Here is a 14273-nt window from a genome sequence, read left to right on the forward strand (position 1 = left end):
CGTCATGCCTCCGCCCGTGCTCTGTGATCCGGGCCGAATTCCCGCCACTGTGCTTCCGGTGGTTCATAGCCCGGCGGGCGGACGAGAGAGGGGACTTGTCGGGTGTCGATTTCGAAACGTTGGTTGCGGCGGTCGATGCTCGGCACGGCGGAAATCAGCCGCTTCGTGTAGGAATGCTGTGGGTTGGACAGGATGGAAGCGGCATCGCCAATCTCGACGATCTGGCCTGCATAGAGCACCGCGATTCGGTGGGCGATGCGTTCCACCACCGCCATGTCATGCGATACGAAGAGATAGGCGAGGCCAAATTCCTTCTGCAGGTCGACCAGCAGTTCCAGCACCTTGGCCTGAACCGAGACATCGAGGGCGGAAACCGCTTCGTCCAGTACGACGACCGACGGGTTCAGCATCAGCGCACGGGCGATGCAGAGACGCTGGCGCTGGCCGCCGGAAAACTGGTGCGGGTAACGGTCGAGGCTGTCTTCCGGCAGGCCGACGCGTTTCAGGAGCGCCTTCATCTTTTCGCGAGTCTCGGCAGTCACCCGGCCGCCGCCGGCGATCACCGGTTCGGCGAGGATACTATCGACACGCAGGCGCGGATTGAGGGAGGCATACGGGTTCTGGAACACCATCTGCACGCTTGGGTCCGTCGCATCGGCGATGCTGCCCATATGTGTCGCGAAGCTGCCCCGGGTCGGCCTGACGAGACCGAGAATGGCGCGGGCGGTGGTGGATTTGCCCGAGCCGCTTTCGCCGACGATCGCCAGCGTCTCGCCAGGCATGAGCTTGAAGCTGACATTTTCGACGGCGTGGACCGAGCCCTGGGCGCGGCTGAAGAAGCCGCCCTTTACCTTGAAGCGCACGACCAGACCCTCGACGTCGAGGGCCGGCGTTTCCTTCTCCTTGCGGGTGAAATCGGTGCGGGCCGCCCGGCCGGACTCGAAATGAGGCACGGCGCTCAGGAGGTGCTGGGTATAGGGGTGCTGCGGGCGGTCGAGGACTTCCCCGAGGGCGCCCTGTTCGACTGCCTGGCCGGCCTGCATGACCATGACCTTGTCGGCAATTCCGGCGACGAGGCCGATATCATGGGTGATGAAGATCATCGCCATGCCCGTCTCGCGCTTCAGTTCGCCGAGCAGCGCCATGATCTGCGCCTGGACGGTGACGTCCAGCGCCGTCGTCGGTTCGTCGGCGATCAGGAGGCGCGGGTTGCAGGCAAGCGCGGTGGCGATCATCACCCGCTGCAGCATGCCGCCGGAGAGCTGGTTCGGCGCGTATTTCAGACGACGTGCGGCGTCCGGAATACGCACGCGGTCGAGCGCATCCTTGGCGGCGGCGATCGCCTGCCTGCCGGTCAGGCCGCGATGCAGGCGAAAACTTTCCTCGATCTGGGTGCCGATCGAAAGGACCGGGTTCAGCGAGGTCATCGGCTCCTGGAAGATCATGCCGATCTCCGAGCCGCGGATCTTTTCCAGCATCGGCTCTTTCGCCAGGGTGATGTCGAGGATGCTTTCGTCGGCGCGAGTGAGCTTGATCGAACCGCCGATGATCCTGCCGCCGCCGAAATCGACGAGGCGGTTGATGGACAGCGCCGTCACCGACTTGCCGGAGCCGCTTTCGCCCACGATCGCCAGCGTTTCGCCTGCCGCGAGATCGAAGCTGACGCCCTTGACGATCTCGTTCCTGGCGGGATCGCGCCCAAAGCCGACGCGCAGGTTCGAAACGGAGAGGAGGGATGTCATGCAGTCCGACTCCTTGTCTTCGGGTCAAGGATATCGCGCAGCGCATCGCCGAGCAGGTTGAAGCCCAGGATGCTGATCATGATGGTGATCGCCGGGAAGATCAGCAGCCAAGGTGCCGTCTCCATCAGGTTGCGGCTGTCGGCGAGCATCAGGCCGAGCGAAGATGACGGCGGCTGAGTGCCGAGGCCGAGGAAGGAGAGGCCGGCTTCAGTGAGCAGCGACCATGCCAAAGCCAGCGTGACCTGCACGGTCAGCGGTGCGACGAGATTGAGCAGCAGGTGGTGAGTGAGGATATAGCGCCGGCTCGAGCCGAAGGTGCGGGCGGCGTCGACGAATTCGCGCGACTTGATCGAAAGCGCGGGGCCACGCACGACACGGGTGAAGATCGGCATGTAGACGATCGCAATCGCCGCGACGCTCGTCCAGGTGCCGGGGCCGGCAACCGCGATGATGAGAAGCGCGAGCAGGATAGCCGGGAAGGCAAGCAGCACGTCCATGACGCGCATCACGATGCCGTCCCAAGCCTTGCCGAACCATGCGGCAGTGAGGCCGAGGACCGTGCCGGCGATGCTCGCCAGCGCCACGGCCGAAACGCCGACGAGGAAGGACTGGCCGACGCCCTTCATCAGGCGGCTTGCGACGTCGCGGCCGAAGAGGTCGGTGCCCATCCAGTAAACCATGCTTGGGGCATGCAGCCGGTCGATACGGTACTGCTGCAACGGGTTATGCGGAGTGATGCCGAACATACCGAGCATGGCGACGACGACATAGATCACGACGATCGTGCCGCCGATCCGGCCGCTGGGGTGGGAGAAAATGGCACGCAACATCGACATCAGCCGCCTTCTCCGAGACGGATGCGCGGATCGAGCGTCACATAAAGGAGATCGACGAGCAGATTGACCACCAGGAAGTTGAAGGCAATGAACAGGACGCAGCCCTGCACCAGCGCATAATCGCGCTGCAGGATCGCTTCGAGCACGAGGCGGCCGAGGCCGGGCAGCGCATAGATCTGTTCGACCAGAACCGCGCCGCCAAGCAGATAGCCGAATTCGACGCCGGAAAGCGTCACGACGGGGATCAGCGCGTTCGGCAGCGCATGGCGCCAGATGACGCTCATCTTTGGCACGCCCTTAGAGCGGGCGGTTCTGACATAATCGTCGGAGAGCACGTCCAGCATGGCGGAGCGCGAGATGCGGGTGACGGAGGCGGCGAATGCAAAGCCGAGCGTCACGGCCGGCAGGATCATCTGGCCGAGATTGCGGAGGGGATCGGTGAGGAAGGGCGTGAATTCGCCCATCGTAGGCAGGACGCCGAACCCGGCCGACAAGGCGTAGATCAAGAGCAGGCCGACGACGAAATTCGGCGTCGACTGGCCGATCATGGCGAAGATGCGTACGCCGAGATCGGAGAGTTTTTCATTGCGGGTCGCGGCAAAAATACCGGCTGGCAGGCCGACCGCGAGCGCTACGCACATGGACATCAGCGCAAGCTGCAGCGTCAGCGGGAAACGTTCGAGTATGATCGAGAGAACCGGCTTGCCGTGGGTGACGGAGATGCCGAGATCGCCCTGAAAGACGCCGAGGAGCCATTTCCAGTATTGCACGAGGATCGGTTGGTCGATGCCGAAATAGGCGGCGAGTGCCGCCCTCTGGGCCGACGTCAGCAGGCCGGCCTCGGTGCCGAGCATGGCGGTGATTGCGTCGCCCGGCACCATGCGGATGGCGACGAACACGAGGATGGAGACCCCGAGCATCACGAGCGGAAACGTCAGGAGGCGTCGCGCCAGATAACTCATGAATTCTTCCCCGTTCGTGGCGCGGTCATCGCATGCAGGCTGCTCCTCACCCTAACCCTCTCCCCGCACGCGGGGAGAGGGGCCATCGGCGACAGCGGCGTCACCGTCGACGCGCACCCTCTCCCCGCACGCGGGGAGAGGGGACGTGCCATACTCAGCCGTTGAGAGCGGGCTGGACGGTGCGGCATAACCCTTCTCCCCGTGTGCGGGGAGAAGGTGCCGGCAGGCGGATGAGGGGTAAAACCTGCTATGCGATCGTTCCGTCAATTCAGCTTCACCTTCGTCAAACCGAAGAGCGAGCCTTCCGGAGTCGGTTCGAAACCGGAGACGGTCTTCTGCTGGGCGGTGTAGTTGTAGGACGTGTAGAGCCAGACCCAGGGCGCCATTTCGACGATGTGCTTTTCGAAATCGGCGAAGATGATCTTGCGTTTGGCCGGATCGGTCTCGACGCGGCCCTTCTGCATCAGGCTGTCCAGTGTGTCGTCGCTATAGTTGGCGACCTTCTGTAGGTTGCCGGTCTTCGTCCAGTAACGGTTGTACATCGGATAGGGGTCGGCACGGCCGCCGTTCAACGCCACCGCCATGTCGAAATCGCCCTTCAACCAGGCGTCGACGTAAACGTTCAGCTCCATCATCTTGATGTTGAGCTTGACGCCGATTTCGGCAAGCTGCGACTGGATGACCTGCGCTTCGGCAGCCGCCGTCGCCGGTTCGCCGTTGGCTGCGATGACGGTGGCGGAAAAGCCGTTCGCAAAACCGGCATCGGCCATCAGCTTCTTCGCCTTGGCGATATCCTTCTTGTAGCAGAACAGCGTCGAGGTATCGCTGGTGTAACCCGGCATGGTGAGCGGGCCGGTGACCCTGCCTTCGCCGACAGAGGCCGTATCCAGCACGTCCTGGCGGTCGATGGCGCAGGAGATCGCCTGGCGCACGGCGAGATTGTCCATCGGCTTGCGCGACGGATTCATCTGCAGCACGTGATAAGCGAGAACCGGAGTGCGGTTCAGCACCAGGCTCGTTTCCTTCGGAACGAGGGTCGCGACGAGCGGGTCGTTGATCAGCGCGAAATCGACCTGCTTGGTGCGCAGCGCCGCAAGGATCGCGGTCTCATCCGGCAGGACGCTGATGTCGATACCGTCGATGCCGACCTTGCCGCCGGCCCAGTCCTTGTTGGCGGACAGCGTTTCCTTGGAATTCGGGACCCAATTGTCGAGCTTGAACGGGCCGGAGCCGAGCGCCTTGGTGCCGATCGTACCGGCGGCGATTTCCGCGGCGGGAACGATCGAGGCGTTGATGCTCGCCATCGCTGCCAAAAGCGGTACGTCCGGCTGCGACAGCTTGAAGACGACCGTCTTGTCGTCGGGGGTCTCGATCGAGGCGATCGACAGGTAGTTGGCGCGCGCCGCCGCGGCGGTCTTTTCGTCGAGGATGCGCTCGAACGAGGCCTTCACATCGGCTGCGGTGACCGGTTTGCCGTCCTGGAATTTGGCAGCGGGATTGAGTTTGAAGGTGAGCTGCTTGGCGTCGGGAGCGAATTCCCACGACGTGGCGAGGGCCGGAACGATCGTCAGGTTCTTGTCGAAACGGACTAGCGGTTCATAGATGAGTTCCAGCAGGCGGATCGAGGAGAATGCCGTCTGCTTATGCGGATCGAGGCCGGTCGCATCCTGCTTCCAGGCCATTTTCAGCGATGCGGCGGAAGCCGGCACGGCGATGCCGGCCGCACCAAGCGTCACGGCAAGTGCGAGGCCGGACAAGAATTTCGTCGAAAAATGCCTTCCCATTTCATTCTCCCTCTGTCTTGAGATTCGTTGCCTTCGATCCGGCGTGTGGTGAGCCTCGACCGGTCATTTCCGCAGCTTTACGCTGTCTTCCCATTAATTGCCTTGCGAAGAAAGCCTCCGGCTTCACTCAATGCGGTGCGGGCCGCGTCCACATCCATGCCGGTGACCACGATCAGGATGGCAAGCTTGACGTCATTGCCCGTCAGGTCCAGCGCGCGGCGCGCCTCATCGATGTCGCAGCCCGTTGCCTGCATGACGATGCGGGCGGCGCGGGCGACGAGTTTCTGGTTGCTGGCGTGCAGATCGACCATCAGGTTCTGGTAGCTCTTGCCGATCTTGATCATGCTCGCCGTCGTCAGCATGTTCAAAACAAGCTTTTGTGCCGTGCCGGATTTCAGACGGGTCGAACCGGTGAGGATCTCGGGGCCGACGACAGGGGAAATGGCGATATCGGCAATGGCGGCGATCACCGAATCCGGATTGCAGGAGAGTGCGGCCGTTTTTGCGCCGAGCGATTTGGCATAGTTGAGCGCCCCGATGACGTAGGGCGTGCGGCCGCTGACCGCGATGCCAACCACAACGTCGTCTGCCGTTAGGCCGATATCCATCAGGTCCTGCCGGCCCTGGACCGGATCGTCCTCGGCCCCTTCGACCGCGTGCCGCAATGCATGGTCACCGCCGGCGATCAGGCCGACGACCATGCCTTCCGGCACGCTGAAGGTCGGTGGGCATTCCGAGGCATCGAGCACGCCGAGCCTGCCGCTGGTGCCGGCGCCTATATAAACGAGGCGCGCGCCTTTCCGGAATGCCTTGACGATTTCGTCGACCGCTTCGGCGATTTGGGGAATCACCTTCCCGACGGCGGCAGGGACGCCTTGATCCTCGTCGTTGATCCTTCGCAGGACGTCGACCGTCGGCAGAAGATCGATATCCATCGAGCGGGGATTGCGGTCCTCAGAGACCAGTCTTTCCAGTTCGGATATCAGCCTTGCGTCGCTCATGAGCCTGCTTTCGACCTCAGGCCGGAAATTCGCGCCCGGCAGCGTCTGCGCCTTGGCTTTTAATCCCGCCTGTTCGTTACCTCTCGTTAAAGGATTAGGTTCAGCCATTCCGTGAGTCAATGAGGATCGGAATATATTATTCCAAATCAGCCATGATTCTTCGATCCGCCATGGCCAGGATCAGGAAGCGCTTACGGCCTTGCGGGCAAGAATGATGGCGCCTGAAACGGCATCGCCATCGGCGGGTTTCAGCCGGCGGCGGACATCCGGCGAAAGCCAGGCTTCGAGCGGGCTCGACAGGCCGCCGAGCAGAGTGACGCGCGGAGCGCCCTGATCGAACAGGGTACGCACCAGCGTATCGATCTGTTCGGCTGCTGCCTGGACGATGCGGCGGCCGGCGGCATCGCCCTGATCCGCATGGCGCATGACCATCGGAGCGAGCGCTGCATAGTCTGTCGCGGACGAACGGTCCATCCAGGCGACCGCTTCCATCGGGTCTGCATAAAAGCGCTGCATGACCTCGGTCAGAAGCGCGGTCTTTTCGATGCGGCCGTCATTGGCGCGGAGCGCCAGTTGCACGGCCTTCAGGCCGAGATCGGCGCCGCTGCCTTCGTCGGAGATCGGAAAACCGTAGCCACCGATCCGCAAGTTGCGCCCTTCCACGAAACCGAGCCCGATCGAGCCGGTGCCGGCTATGACGATCCCGCCGTCGCGTCCTGAATGTGCGCCAAGGCAGGCACCCATGCCGTCGCTGGTGAAATCGACACTGGCGAATGGGTGGGGGATTGCCCGCAGAGCCTCGATCGCGCCGATGCGATTGATCCCGGCAAGGCCGATACCGACATGGATGCGGGAAATCTCATCCGCCCCGAGCCCCGCCTCATCGATTGCTGCGTTGAAGGCGCGGGCGATCGAAGCCCAGGCTTCCTCGATGCCGAGGCGCGTGGTTGCCGGACCGGAAAGACCCTGTCCGAGCACGGCCCCGGAACCATCCTCGATGCGGGCCCGGCAGCCGGTGCCGCCGCCATCGACGCCCAGAAAATAATGATCGCCGCCGGCCGTCATTCGCTGATCCGCTCGATATCGGCGCCACAGAGTTTCAGCTTGCGGTCAAGCTGCTCGTAACCGCGGTCGAGATGGTAGACGCGGTTGACGACGGTCTCACCCTTGGAGACGAGCCCGGCAAGCACCAGCGAAACGGAGGCGCGCAGATCCGTCGCCATTACCTGGGCACCCTTGAGCGGTGCTCCGCCGCGCACCAGCGCCGTAGTACCCTGAAGGGAGATGTTCGCACCAAGCCGCATCAGTTCCGGCACGTGCATGAAGCGGCTTTCGAACACGGTTTCGCGGATCAGAGAGGCGCCTTCCGCGCAGGCGGCGAGCGCCATGAACTGCGCCTGGAGATCGGTCGGGAAACCTGGATAGGGTTCCGTGGTGATATCGGTCCCTCTCAACGGACCATCGCGCGAGACAACGAGGCCGCGGTCGCTCGGCCAGATGCTGACGCCCATGGCTTCCAACACCTGCAGGACCGAGGCCATGTTTTCGAGCCTGGCATTGGTGAGCTCCAGCATGCCGCCGGTGATCGCCGCTGCCACTGCATAGGTGCCGGCTTCGATGCGGTCGGAAATGCCATGGTGCTTCGCCGGCCGCCAGGTGGTCGAGCCTTCCACGAGGATGCGGTGCGTGCCGGCACCTTCGATCTTCGCGCCCATGGCGATCAGGCAGGCGGCAAGATCGGCAACCTCGGGCTCGCGGGCGGCATTGAGGATTTCGGTCTCGCCGTTTGCAGCGGTCGCGGCCATCATCGCGGTTTCGGTAGCGCCGACGGAAGGCGAGGCGAGCACAATGCGCGCGCCCTTGAGGCCGCCCCTGGTGGAGGCGACGATCAAGCCGCCCTCGACGCCGATATCTGCTCCGAGCGCGGCAAGAGCCTTGATGTGCATGTCCACCGGCCGGGCGCCAATGGCGCAGCCGCCGGGGAGCGAAACCTTCGCCTCGCCGCAACGGGCAAGCAGCGGCCCGAGCACCAGCACGGTCGCGCGCATCTTGCGGACGGTGTCGTAGGAGGTTTCCGTCGAGACGATGTCCTTCGCGTGGATCGTCGTGGAATGACTGGCTCGGCCGACTTCCGCGCCGTGCAGGCCGATGACGCCGAGCATGTTCTCGACATCGCTGACCTGCGGAAGATTAGAGAGTTCCACCGGATAGGGGCTGAGCAACGTCGCCGCGATCTGCGGCAGGGCGGCGTTCTTGGCGCCAGCAATGGTCACGGCGCCCTGAAGCCGATGACCGCCGACGATGCGCAATCTATCCATGACGAACCCGCCGAAGAGACAAGATGGAATCTCCATGCATCCATGCTGTGCCGGAAACTAAACCTGCCAGCGCTCCTGTCAATCATTCGGAATTTTTTATTCCTGATTGCAATACGATTTGTGATAATCAACCGTTGCAGACGCGTGATGCGGTGTTATCTTCGCATTCCCCGAGAGGACGGAACCTGAGGCTTCCGAAGGAACGCATGTCAATCCTGAAAAAGATCAATGCGCAGCTCGAGATCATGGCGCCGGCGGATCGTCAGATCGGTCAGTTCATCCTCGACAATCCGGAGCAGATGCTTAGGCTTTCCTCCGCGGCCCTTGCCGCCGAGACCGGCCGCAGCCAGTCGAGCGTCGTGAAGTTCAGCCAGAAGCTCGGTTTCGCCGGCTATCAGGAATTGAAGCTCGCCGTCAGCGAGGCCAAGGCGCAGGAGCGGCACGCGCCGCCCGGCATGATCCATGGCACGATCGAGCTCGGCGACAGCTATCTGACGATCCTGCAGAAGCTTATCGGCAGCAAGATGCTCGCCATGCAGCAGACGCTTGCGGTCAACAGCGAGCAGGAGATCGAGCGGGCGCTGACGGCACTCGACACGGCACGCCGCATCCACATGGCCGGCGTCGGCGCCTCCTCGCTCGTCGCTCGCGATTTTTCCTACAAGCTGATGAAGCTCGGCCGCAACGTGCTGCATGATAGCGACAGCCATGTGCAGATGGCGAATGTCTCGACGCTGCGGGAGGGCGACGTGCTTCTGGCGCTGTCCCATTCCGGCGCCAGCATCGAGACTTTGAGGATCGCCGAACTCGCTCGCGAACGCGGGGCTACGGTGATCGGCGTGACCGGCCTCGCCGGCGGCCAGTTGGGGCAGGTGGCGGATATCCGGCTCTACACCGTGGCGGACGAAGAGCGCGTCCGTTCCTCGTCGATCACGGCGCGCGATGCGCAGCTGATGCTGACGGACCTATTGTTCATTCTTCTCGTGCAGCGCCAGCCGGACGCCAACGACTACGTTCATAACAGCGAGATTGCGGTCTCGGTTTTGAAGATGAAGTAGATCTGCCCTTCAAGCTCACGCGTCGAGACGGTGCTTCAGGCGCATGACCTTGAAGAAGCCATTCGGAAAGACGCGGCGGATTTCGGCAACCCGGAAGTCGCCGCGACGCTCCGCCCATTCGGCTATCCGTGAAATGCGGAAGGCCGAACTCCATCCGACCCGATGGACGATCGGTGCGACCGCTTCCTCTATGGCGCCCTGGATGCCGCGTCCGTCGCCGAGCTTGCTGGCGACGATGATTTCGCCGCCCGGCCGCGTCACGCGGGCGCATTCGTCGAGCGCCCGTTCCGGATCGGGAATAAGCGTAATGACGAAGGGCAGGCAGACCGCATCGAAGGAGCGGTCGGCAAAATCGAGATGATGGGCATCCATCACGTGCAGGGCCTGTACGTGGCCAAGCCGGTGGCGGGAAACCTTTTCGCGCGCCTTGGCGATCATGTGTTCGGAGAGGTCGACGCCGACGACCCGGCAGTGCTCCGGGTAATAAGGCAGGGCGAGGCCCGTGCCGACCCCGACCTCCAGGATGTCGCGCCCTGCTTCGGCGGCGAGCCTTGCCGCGGTGCGATGCCCATCCCGCAACAGGCCCCGATAGACGCGGTCATAGACCGGAGCCCAGCGCTCGTAGACCTTCTGCTGATGTTCGGTGCTGTTGCGGATGGTCGCCAAGATCGTTCCCCCCCTGATACCCGGATGCGTCCAGAAACTCAGGATAGAGACCATAGTTCCGTTTTTCGAATCTTTTGCGATGCCGGGCCGATGACGGTATCAGGCGGCGCGCATCGCTTCGATGAATCTTTTCGCCTGATCGGCAATCGCGGCAAGGTCCGCGCCCGGCTTGTAAAGCGACGAGCCGATGCCGAAGCCGGCCGCACCCGCTTTGATGTAATCGGTCATGTTGTCCGGCGTCACACCGCCTACGGCAAGCACGGGAATATGCTTCGGCAGCACCGCCTTCCAGGCCTTGATGACATAAGGCGGGATAGCTTCGGCCGGAAAGGCCTTGATGCCGGTGGCACCGGCTTCGATTGCCGCGAAGGCTTCGGTTGGAGTGGCGACGCCGGGAAGGCTTACCATGTCCGCGGCACGGCTGGCTTTGATGACATCGACATTGGCATTCGGCGAGATGATGACTTTTGCGCCGGTTGCCGCGACATCGGCGACCTGTGCCGGCGTCAACACAGTGCCGGCACCGATGAGCGCTTGTTCGCCGAAACGCCTGACCAGTTTCTCGATGCTCTTCAGTGGCTCGGGAGAGTTAAGCGGCACTTCGATGATGCGCCAGCCGGCCCCGACCAGCACGTCGCCGACGGCTTCCGCTTCCTCGGGCTTGATGCCGCGCAGGATGGCGACGAGATTGCAGGCCTTGAGCGCCTCTTCGAAGGTCATCTCGGAACTCCTTGTTATTCGGCGGCTGCGGCCGCGATCAGCATGATGCCGCGCTTGGCGGCGTTTTCGGGGCCCGCTTCGACCGTCAGGTCGAAGAGCGGTGCGATGCGGCCATAACGGCTGTTCAGGATATTGTTGCCGACGATGCCGATCGCATCGCCCGGCTTGAACCAGCCGGTGGCCCGCGCCTGGCGGAATTCGGAGCCGATGACGAGGCCGGAGACATAGTCGAGGATGTCTTCGGGCTTCAGTTTGCCGTCGAGGATGCCGGTGCGGGCGCTGAAGATCGCCGACAGGAAGGCGTCGGCGGCGATGCCCTCGCTTGCCGCGAATTCCGCGCCGCGATCGAAGGCGCTCCAGTTCGGTTCTGCGCCGGGGACGGGATCTTGGGCTTTGGCGATGAAGGAGTGTTTGGTCAGCAGTGCGAAAACCTCGCCCGTCGCGTAGGTTTGGAAACCGGCGATGCGGCCTGCCTCTATCCGCGCCCATTTGCTGTGGGTGCCGGGAAGAACCAGCGTACGGTTCTTGTCGAGGCCGAAGCCGACGATCTGGGTTTCCTCGCCGCGCATGACGTCCGGAAACGGCCTTGCCGCCGGATTGCGCATGCCGGGCAGGAAGGTGATGACGGCGCCGTTGCCAAGTGTCAGTTTCCGCGTTCCGGCCGCCAGTTCCGAGATCCCGCCGGGCGTGTCCACGTAAGGCACCTCGATCCAGCCGTTGCGGCTGGTGATCATGCCGCTCGCAAGCACCGGGAGAGGACCATGCGCCGAAAACCAGGCGCCGACCGCTTCCATAAGAGCCGCTTCGAAGGCGCCATCCTTGACGAATTGGATACCGCCGCTGGAGGTCTCGCGAGTATCGGTCGTTTCGCCGTCTTCCGACACCAGCATGGCGCGCAACGAGCTCGTGCCCCAATCGAGGATGATCGAGGTCGGTCTTGGCATGATGAGAATCCTCCGGAAACGCTTCGGGCCCTTCGATAGCCCGGCCCACCTCCCGATGTCGAGAGGCGGTTGGCGGTATGTTGGACTTCAGCAGGCAGGGATGCCGCGAAATTTCGGCTGCCTGCCGCGGCGGTTCACCGATGCGTCATGACTCAGCGTGAACCTCACTTAACGGAAGCGCTGTGGCCCATGGAATGTCGGCACGCGGCAGGCGTCGGTTTTCTTCGATATTGAATATTCGGCTGCGGAGCGCCATTTTAGTCTCAAATCCAACACCGAAGGAGGAAAGCATGACGACGTCTACCGAACGGGCCGTCCTGGCCGGCGGCTGTTTCTGGGGCATGCAGGACCTGATCCGGCGCATGCCGGGGGTGTTCTCCACCCGCGTCGGCTATAGCGGCGGCGACGTGAAGAACGCCACCTATCGCAATCACGGCACTCATGCGGAAGCCATCGAAGTGATCTTCGATCCGGCGAAGATGAGCTATCGCGATTTGCTGGAGTTTTTCTTCCAGATTCATGACCCGAGCACGAAGAACCGCCAGGGCAACGATATGGGCACGAGCTACCGTTCGGCGATCTATTATGAAAACGACGAGCAGAAGCGCGTCGCCGAAGATACGATCGCCGATGTGAACGCATCCGGCCTGTGGCCGGGGAAGGTGGTGACGGAAGTCGAGCCGGTCGGCGATTTCTGGGAGGCCGAACCGGAACATCAGGATTACCTGGTTCGTTATCCGAACGGCTATACCTGCCATTTCCCGCGTCCGAACTGGAAGCTGCCGAAGCGTTCCAGCATTGCTGCCGCCGAATGACGGCGCCTCAATCCGATGATATCGTGCCCGGCAGGCTGTCGTGCCTGCCGGGCATTTTTTTGCCGTTACCAGCGAAGCAGGCGGGGGCCTGTCAGAGCGCCAAGTGCGCCGGTCAAGAGAATGCCGATCGAGTACCAGATCAGCACGAAGGGCATGCCGTTTTCGGTGCAGAACCAGGAATAGACCCAGGCGCCGGCAGCCCCGGCCGCGAGGCCCGCAACGAAGCCCGTGAGACGCAATTTCGTCGGAGCGCCATGGCGTAGCACCCAGGTGGTGCCGGCGAAGACGGGGAGCGCAAACCCGAAGATCAGCAACGGGCAGTGAAGTGCCGAAGAGCCGACGATCAGAACGCGGTAGTTTTCCGGCGGCGCGATGGCGAGCTGGATGCACGCGATGGCCGCCATGGCGGCGAAGATCGAGACGAGCAGGCTGAAGAACCGTCCCTCGGAACCGTCGGGGCGCGCCAGTTGATAGACGGTAAGGAAGGCGGTCAGCGCGATCAGCGCATTGTAGGCGGATTTGATCCAGAAGACCGGCAGCATGAGGGCCTCGGCCATATCGACGCGCAGACCGACGATCACCAGCATCAGCAGCAGCGAAATGCAAAGGGCAGGCAGGATGCCGAGCGCGAAACGACGCCGCAGCGCCTGGCGCGGCACCGGCTCCAGATCGCTTACCAGGCTATCGATAACGTCGTCGGTCTTTCTCACGATCCGCCTCGCAATCTTTCTCCGAGTGCCTTGAGTGCCCGGTGGATGCTGACCTTCACCGCTGATTCCGACTGGCCGGTAAGGCTTGCGGTATCGGCGATCGACTGGCCCTCCAGTTTCACCTGCCGGATCAGGTCCTGCTGTTTCGGCGATAACCCGTCGAGCAGCCGTTCCACATCCAGGCGGGCGGTCAGCGCTTCTTCGCTAAAGCCGCTTTCGATCTTCTCGTCGAGTTCCGTCTCGGCCAGTCTCCGTCTGCCGCGGCCGCGGTGATGGTCGATGAGTTTGTAACGGGCAATCGAGAAGAACCAGGCTGTGAAAAGGCGGTCGCGGTCGTAGGTCGATCGGCGCGAATGTAATGCCAGCAATGTCTCCTGAACCAGGTCTTCCATGTCCGCCTTCGTCGCCGCACCCATGCGCCGGCTGTAATATCCGACCAGCAGGACGCGCAGCGCCGTCAGCAAACGCCGGTAGGCTGCCTCGTCCCCGTCAAGGGAAAGAAGCATCAATGCTTTCAAGGCTTCTTCCGAAGGGGCGCTGGTCATGCTGTCACAGAGGTTATTCGGAGAAGCACGTAATCGGTTACAGGCGAAAAGAAAAACAATGCGGGTATCACAGCTCTATCACATGCGTGTGAGGCTGTAACGTATCTCGGTAGGCCTTCGAATGGTGGGATGTGAGCCTTCGGCGGGCAGCCGGCGGACACGACACTCAATC

General features: G+C 62.8%; 14 protein-coding genes. 2 read left to right on the forward strand and 12 right to left on the reverse strand.

What is annotated here, in order from left to right; genetic code table 11:
* Nucleotides 1-2: 2 nt before the first annotated feature.
* The 7 genes from DMO26_RS12185 to murA all read right to left on the reverse strand — a co-directional run bounded on the left by DMO26_RS12185 (nt 3) and on the right by murA (nt 8643).
* Nucleotides 3-1742: an ABC transporter ATP-binding protein gene (locus DMO26_RS12185; protein WP_117192352.1), complete on the reverse strand. Its 1740-nt coding sequence runs from the start codon at nt 1740-1742 to the stop codon at nt 3-5.
* Complete coding sequence (locus DMO26_RS12190) at nt 1739-2578, reverse strand: ABC transporter permease (protein WP_117192353.1); 840 nt, start codon at nt 2576-2578, stop codon at nt 1739-1741. The genes DMO26_RS12185 and DMO26_RS12190 overlap by 4 nt, the downstream gene beginning before the upstream one ends.
* Complete coding sequence (locus tag DMO26_RS12195) at nt 2578-3540, reverse strand: ABC transporter permease (protein WP_117192354.1); 963 nt, start codon at nt 3538-3540, stop codon at nt 2578-2580. The genes DMO26_RS12190 and DMO26_RS12195 overlap by 1 nt, the downstream gene beginning before the upstream one ends.
* 263 nt (nt 3541-3803) lie before the next feature.
* Entirely contained in the window at nt 3804-5324 is a 1521-nt protein-coding gene (locus DMO26_RS12200) for an ABC transporter substrate-binding protein (RefSeq protein WP_117192355.1), read from the reverse strand.
* Nucleotides 5325-5401: 77 nt separating this feature from the next.
* Complete coding sequence (gene murQ / locus DMO26_RS12205; protein ID WP_117192356.1) at nt 5402-6325, reverse strand: N-acetylmuramic acid 6-phosphate etherase; 924 nt, start codon at nt 6323-6325, stop codon at nt 5402-5404.
* A gap of 180 nt (nt 6326-6505) precedes the next feature.
* Nucleotides 6506-7390, reverse strand: a complete 885-nt coding sequence (locus DMO26_RS12210) for an N-acetylglucosamine kinase (protein ID WP_117192357.1) — start codon at nt 7388-7390, stop codon at nt 6506-6508.
* Nucleotides 7387-8643 (reverse strand): UDP-N-acetylglucosamine 1-carboxyvinyltransferase, encoded by a 1257-nt coding sequence (gene murA / locus DMO26_RS12215; protein WP_117192358.1) that lies wholly within the window; start codon nt 8641-8643, stop codon nt 7387-7389. Before murA ends, DMO26_RS12210 begins: the two co-directional genes overlap by 4 nt.
* Before the next feature lie 206 nt (nt 8644-8849).
* On the opposite strand from murA, the gene DMO26_RS12220 reads away from it, so the two are divergent.
* On the forward strand, nt 8850-9701 hold the full coding sequence (locus DMO26_RS12220) for a MurR/RpiR family transcriptional regulator (protein WP_117192359.1): 852 nt from the start codon (nt 8850-8852) through the stop codon (nt 9699-9701).
* 15 nt (nt 9702-9716) lie between these two features.
* On the opposite strand, the gene DMO26_RS12225 is transcribed toward DMO26_RS12220, so the two are convergent.
* The 3 genes from DMO26_RS12225 to DMO26_RS12235 form a co-directional block, all read right to left on the reverse strand.
* On the reverse strand, nt 9717-10367 hold the full coding sequence (locus DMO26_RS12225) for a class I SAM-dependent methyltransferase (protein WP_117192713.1): 651 nt from the start codon (nt 10365-10367) through the stop codon (nt 9717-9719).
* A 99-nt stretch (nt 10368-10466) separates the two neighbouring features.
* The gene (locus tag DMO26_RS12230) at nt 10467-11087 is read right to left on the reverse strand and encodes a 2-dehydro-3-deoxy-6-phosphogalactonate aldolase (protein ID WP_117192360.1); all 621 of its coding nucleotides are present in this window, start codon (nt 11085-11087) and stop codon (nt 10467-10469) included.
* Between the two features lie 14 nt (nt 11088-11101).
* The gene (locus DMO26_RS12235) at nt 11102-12031 is read right to left on the reverse strand and encodes a 2-dehydro-3-deoxygalactonokinase (RefSeq protein ID WP_117192361.1); all 930 of its coding nucleotides are present in this window, start codon (nt 12029-12031) and stop codon (nt 11102-11104) included.
* 290 nt (nt 12032-12321) lie between these two features.
* Between DMO26_RS12235 and msrA the strand changes: the two genes are divergently transcribed.
* Complete coding sequence (gene msrA / locus DMO26_RS12240) at nt 12322-12846, forward strand: peptide-methionine (S)-S-oxide reductase MsrA (RefSeq protein WP_117192362.1); 525 nt, start codon at nt 12322-12324, stop codon at nt 12844-12846.
* 65 nt (nt 12847-12911) lie between these two features.
* Here the strand turns inward: msrA and DMO26_RS12245 are convergent, their stop codons facing one another.
* Together DMO26_RS12245 and DMO26_RS12250 are read right to left on the reverse strand one after the other, a co-directional pair.
* The gene (locus DMO26_RS12245) at nt 12912-13556 is read right to left on the reverse strand and encodes an NrsF family protein (protein ID WP_117192363.1); all 645 of its coding nucleotides are present in this window, start codon (nt 13554-13556) and stop codon (nt 12912-12914) included.
* Complete coding sequence (locus tag DMO26_RS12250) at nt 13553-14101, reverse strand: sigma-70 family RNA polymerase sigma factor (RefSeq protein WP_117192364.1); 549 nt, start codon at nt 14099-14101, stop codon at nt 13553-13555. Before DMO26_RS12250 ends, DMO26_RS12245 begins: the two co-directional genes overlap by 4 nt.
* Between the last annotated feature and the right edge of the window lie 172 nt (nt 14102-14273).

Source organism: Rhizobium terrae (assembly GCF_003425685.1).
Taxonomy (GTDB): domain Bacteria; phylum Pseudomonadota; class Alphaproteobacteria; order Rhizobiales; family Rhizobiaceae; genus Neorhizobium; species Neorhizobium terrae.

Bases quoted from the DNA above. Each gene is read 5' to 3' on its own strand.
- DMO26_RS12195 (WP_117192354.1), bottom strand. From the start codon at position 3,540: ATGAGTTATCTGGCGCGACGCCTCCTGACGTTTCCGCTCGTGATGCTC.
- murA (WP_117192358.1), bottom strand. From the start codon at position 8,643: ATGGATAGATTGCGCATCGTCGGCGGTCATCGGCTTCAGGGCGCCGTG.
- DMO26_RS12250 (WP_117192364.1), bottom strand. From the start codon at position 14,101: ATGACCAGCGCCCCTTCGGAAGAAGCCTTGAAAGCATTGATGCTTCTT.
- msrA (WP_117192362.1), top strand. From the start codon at position 12,322: ATGACGACGTCTACCGAACGGGCCGTCCTGGCCGGCGGCTGTTTCTGG.
- murQ (WP_117192356.1), bottom strand. From the start codon at position 6,325: ATGAGCGACGCAAGGCTGATATCCGAACTGGAAAGACTGGTCTCTGAG.
- DMO26_RS12190 (WP_117192353.1), bottom strand. From the start codon at position 2,578: ATGTCGATGTTGCGTGCCATTTTCTCCCACCCCAGCGGCCGGATCGGC.
- DMO26_RS12210 (WP_117192357.1), bottom strand. From the start codon at position 7,390: ATGACGGCCGGCGGCGATCATTATTTTCTGGGCGTCGATGGCGGCGGC.
- DMO26_RS12200 (WP_117192355.1), bottom strand. From the start codon at position 5,324: ATGGGAAGGCATTTTTCGACGAAATTCTTGTCCGGCCTCGCACTTGCC.
- DMO26_RS12220 (WP_117192359.1), top strand. From the start codon at position 8,850: ATGTCAATCCTGAAAAAGATCAATGCGCAGCTCGAGATCATGGCGCCG.
- DMO26_RS12230 (WP_117192360.1), bottom strand. From the start codon at position 11,087: ATGACCTTCGAAGAGGCGCTCAAGGCCTGCAATCTCGTCGCCATCCTG.
- DMO26_RS12185 (WP_117192352.1), bottom strand. From the start codon at position 1,742: ATGACATCCCTCCTCTCCGTTTCGAACCTGCGCGTCGGCTTTGGGCGC.
- DMO26_RS12235 (WP_117192361.1), bottom strand. From the start codon at position 12,031: ATGCCAAGACCGACCTCGATCATCCTCGATTGGGGCACGAGCTCGTTG.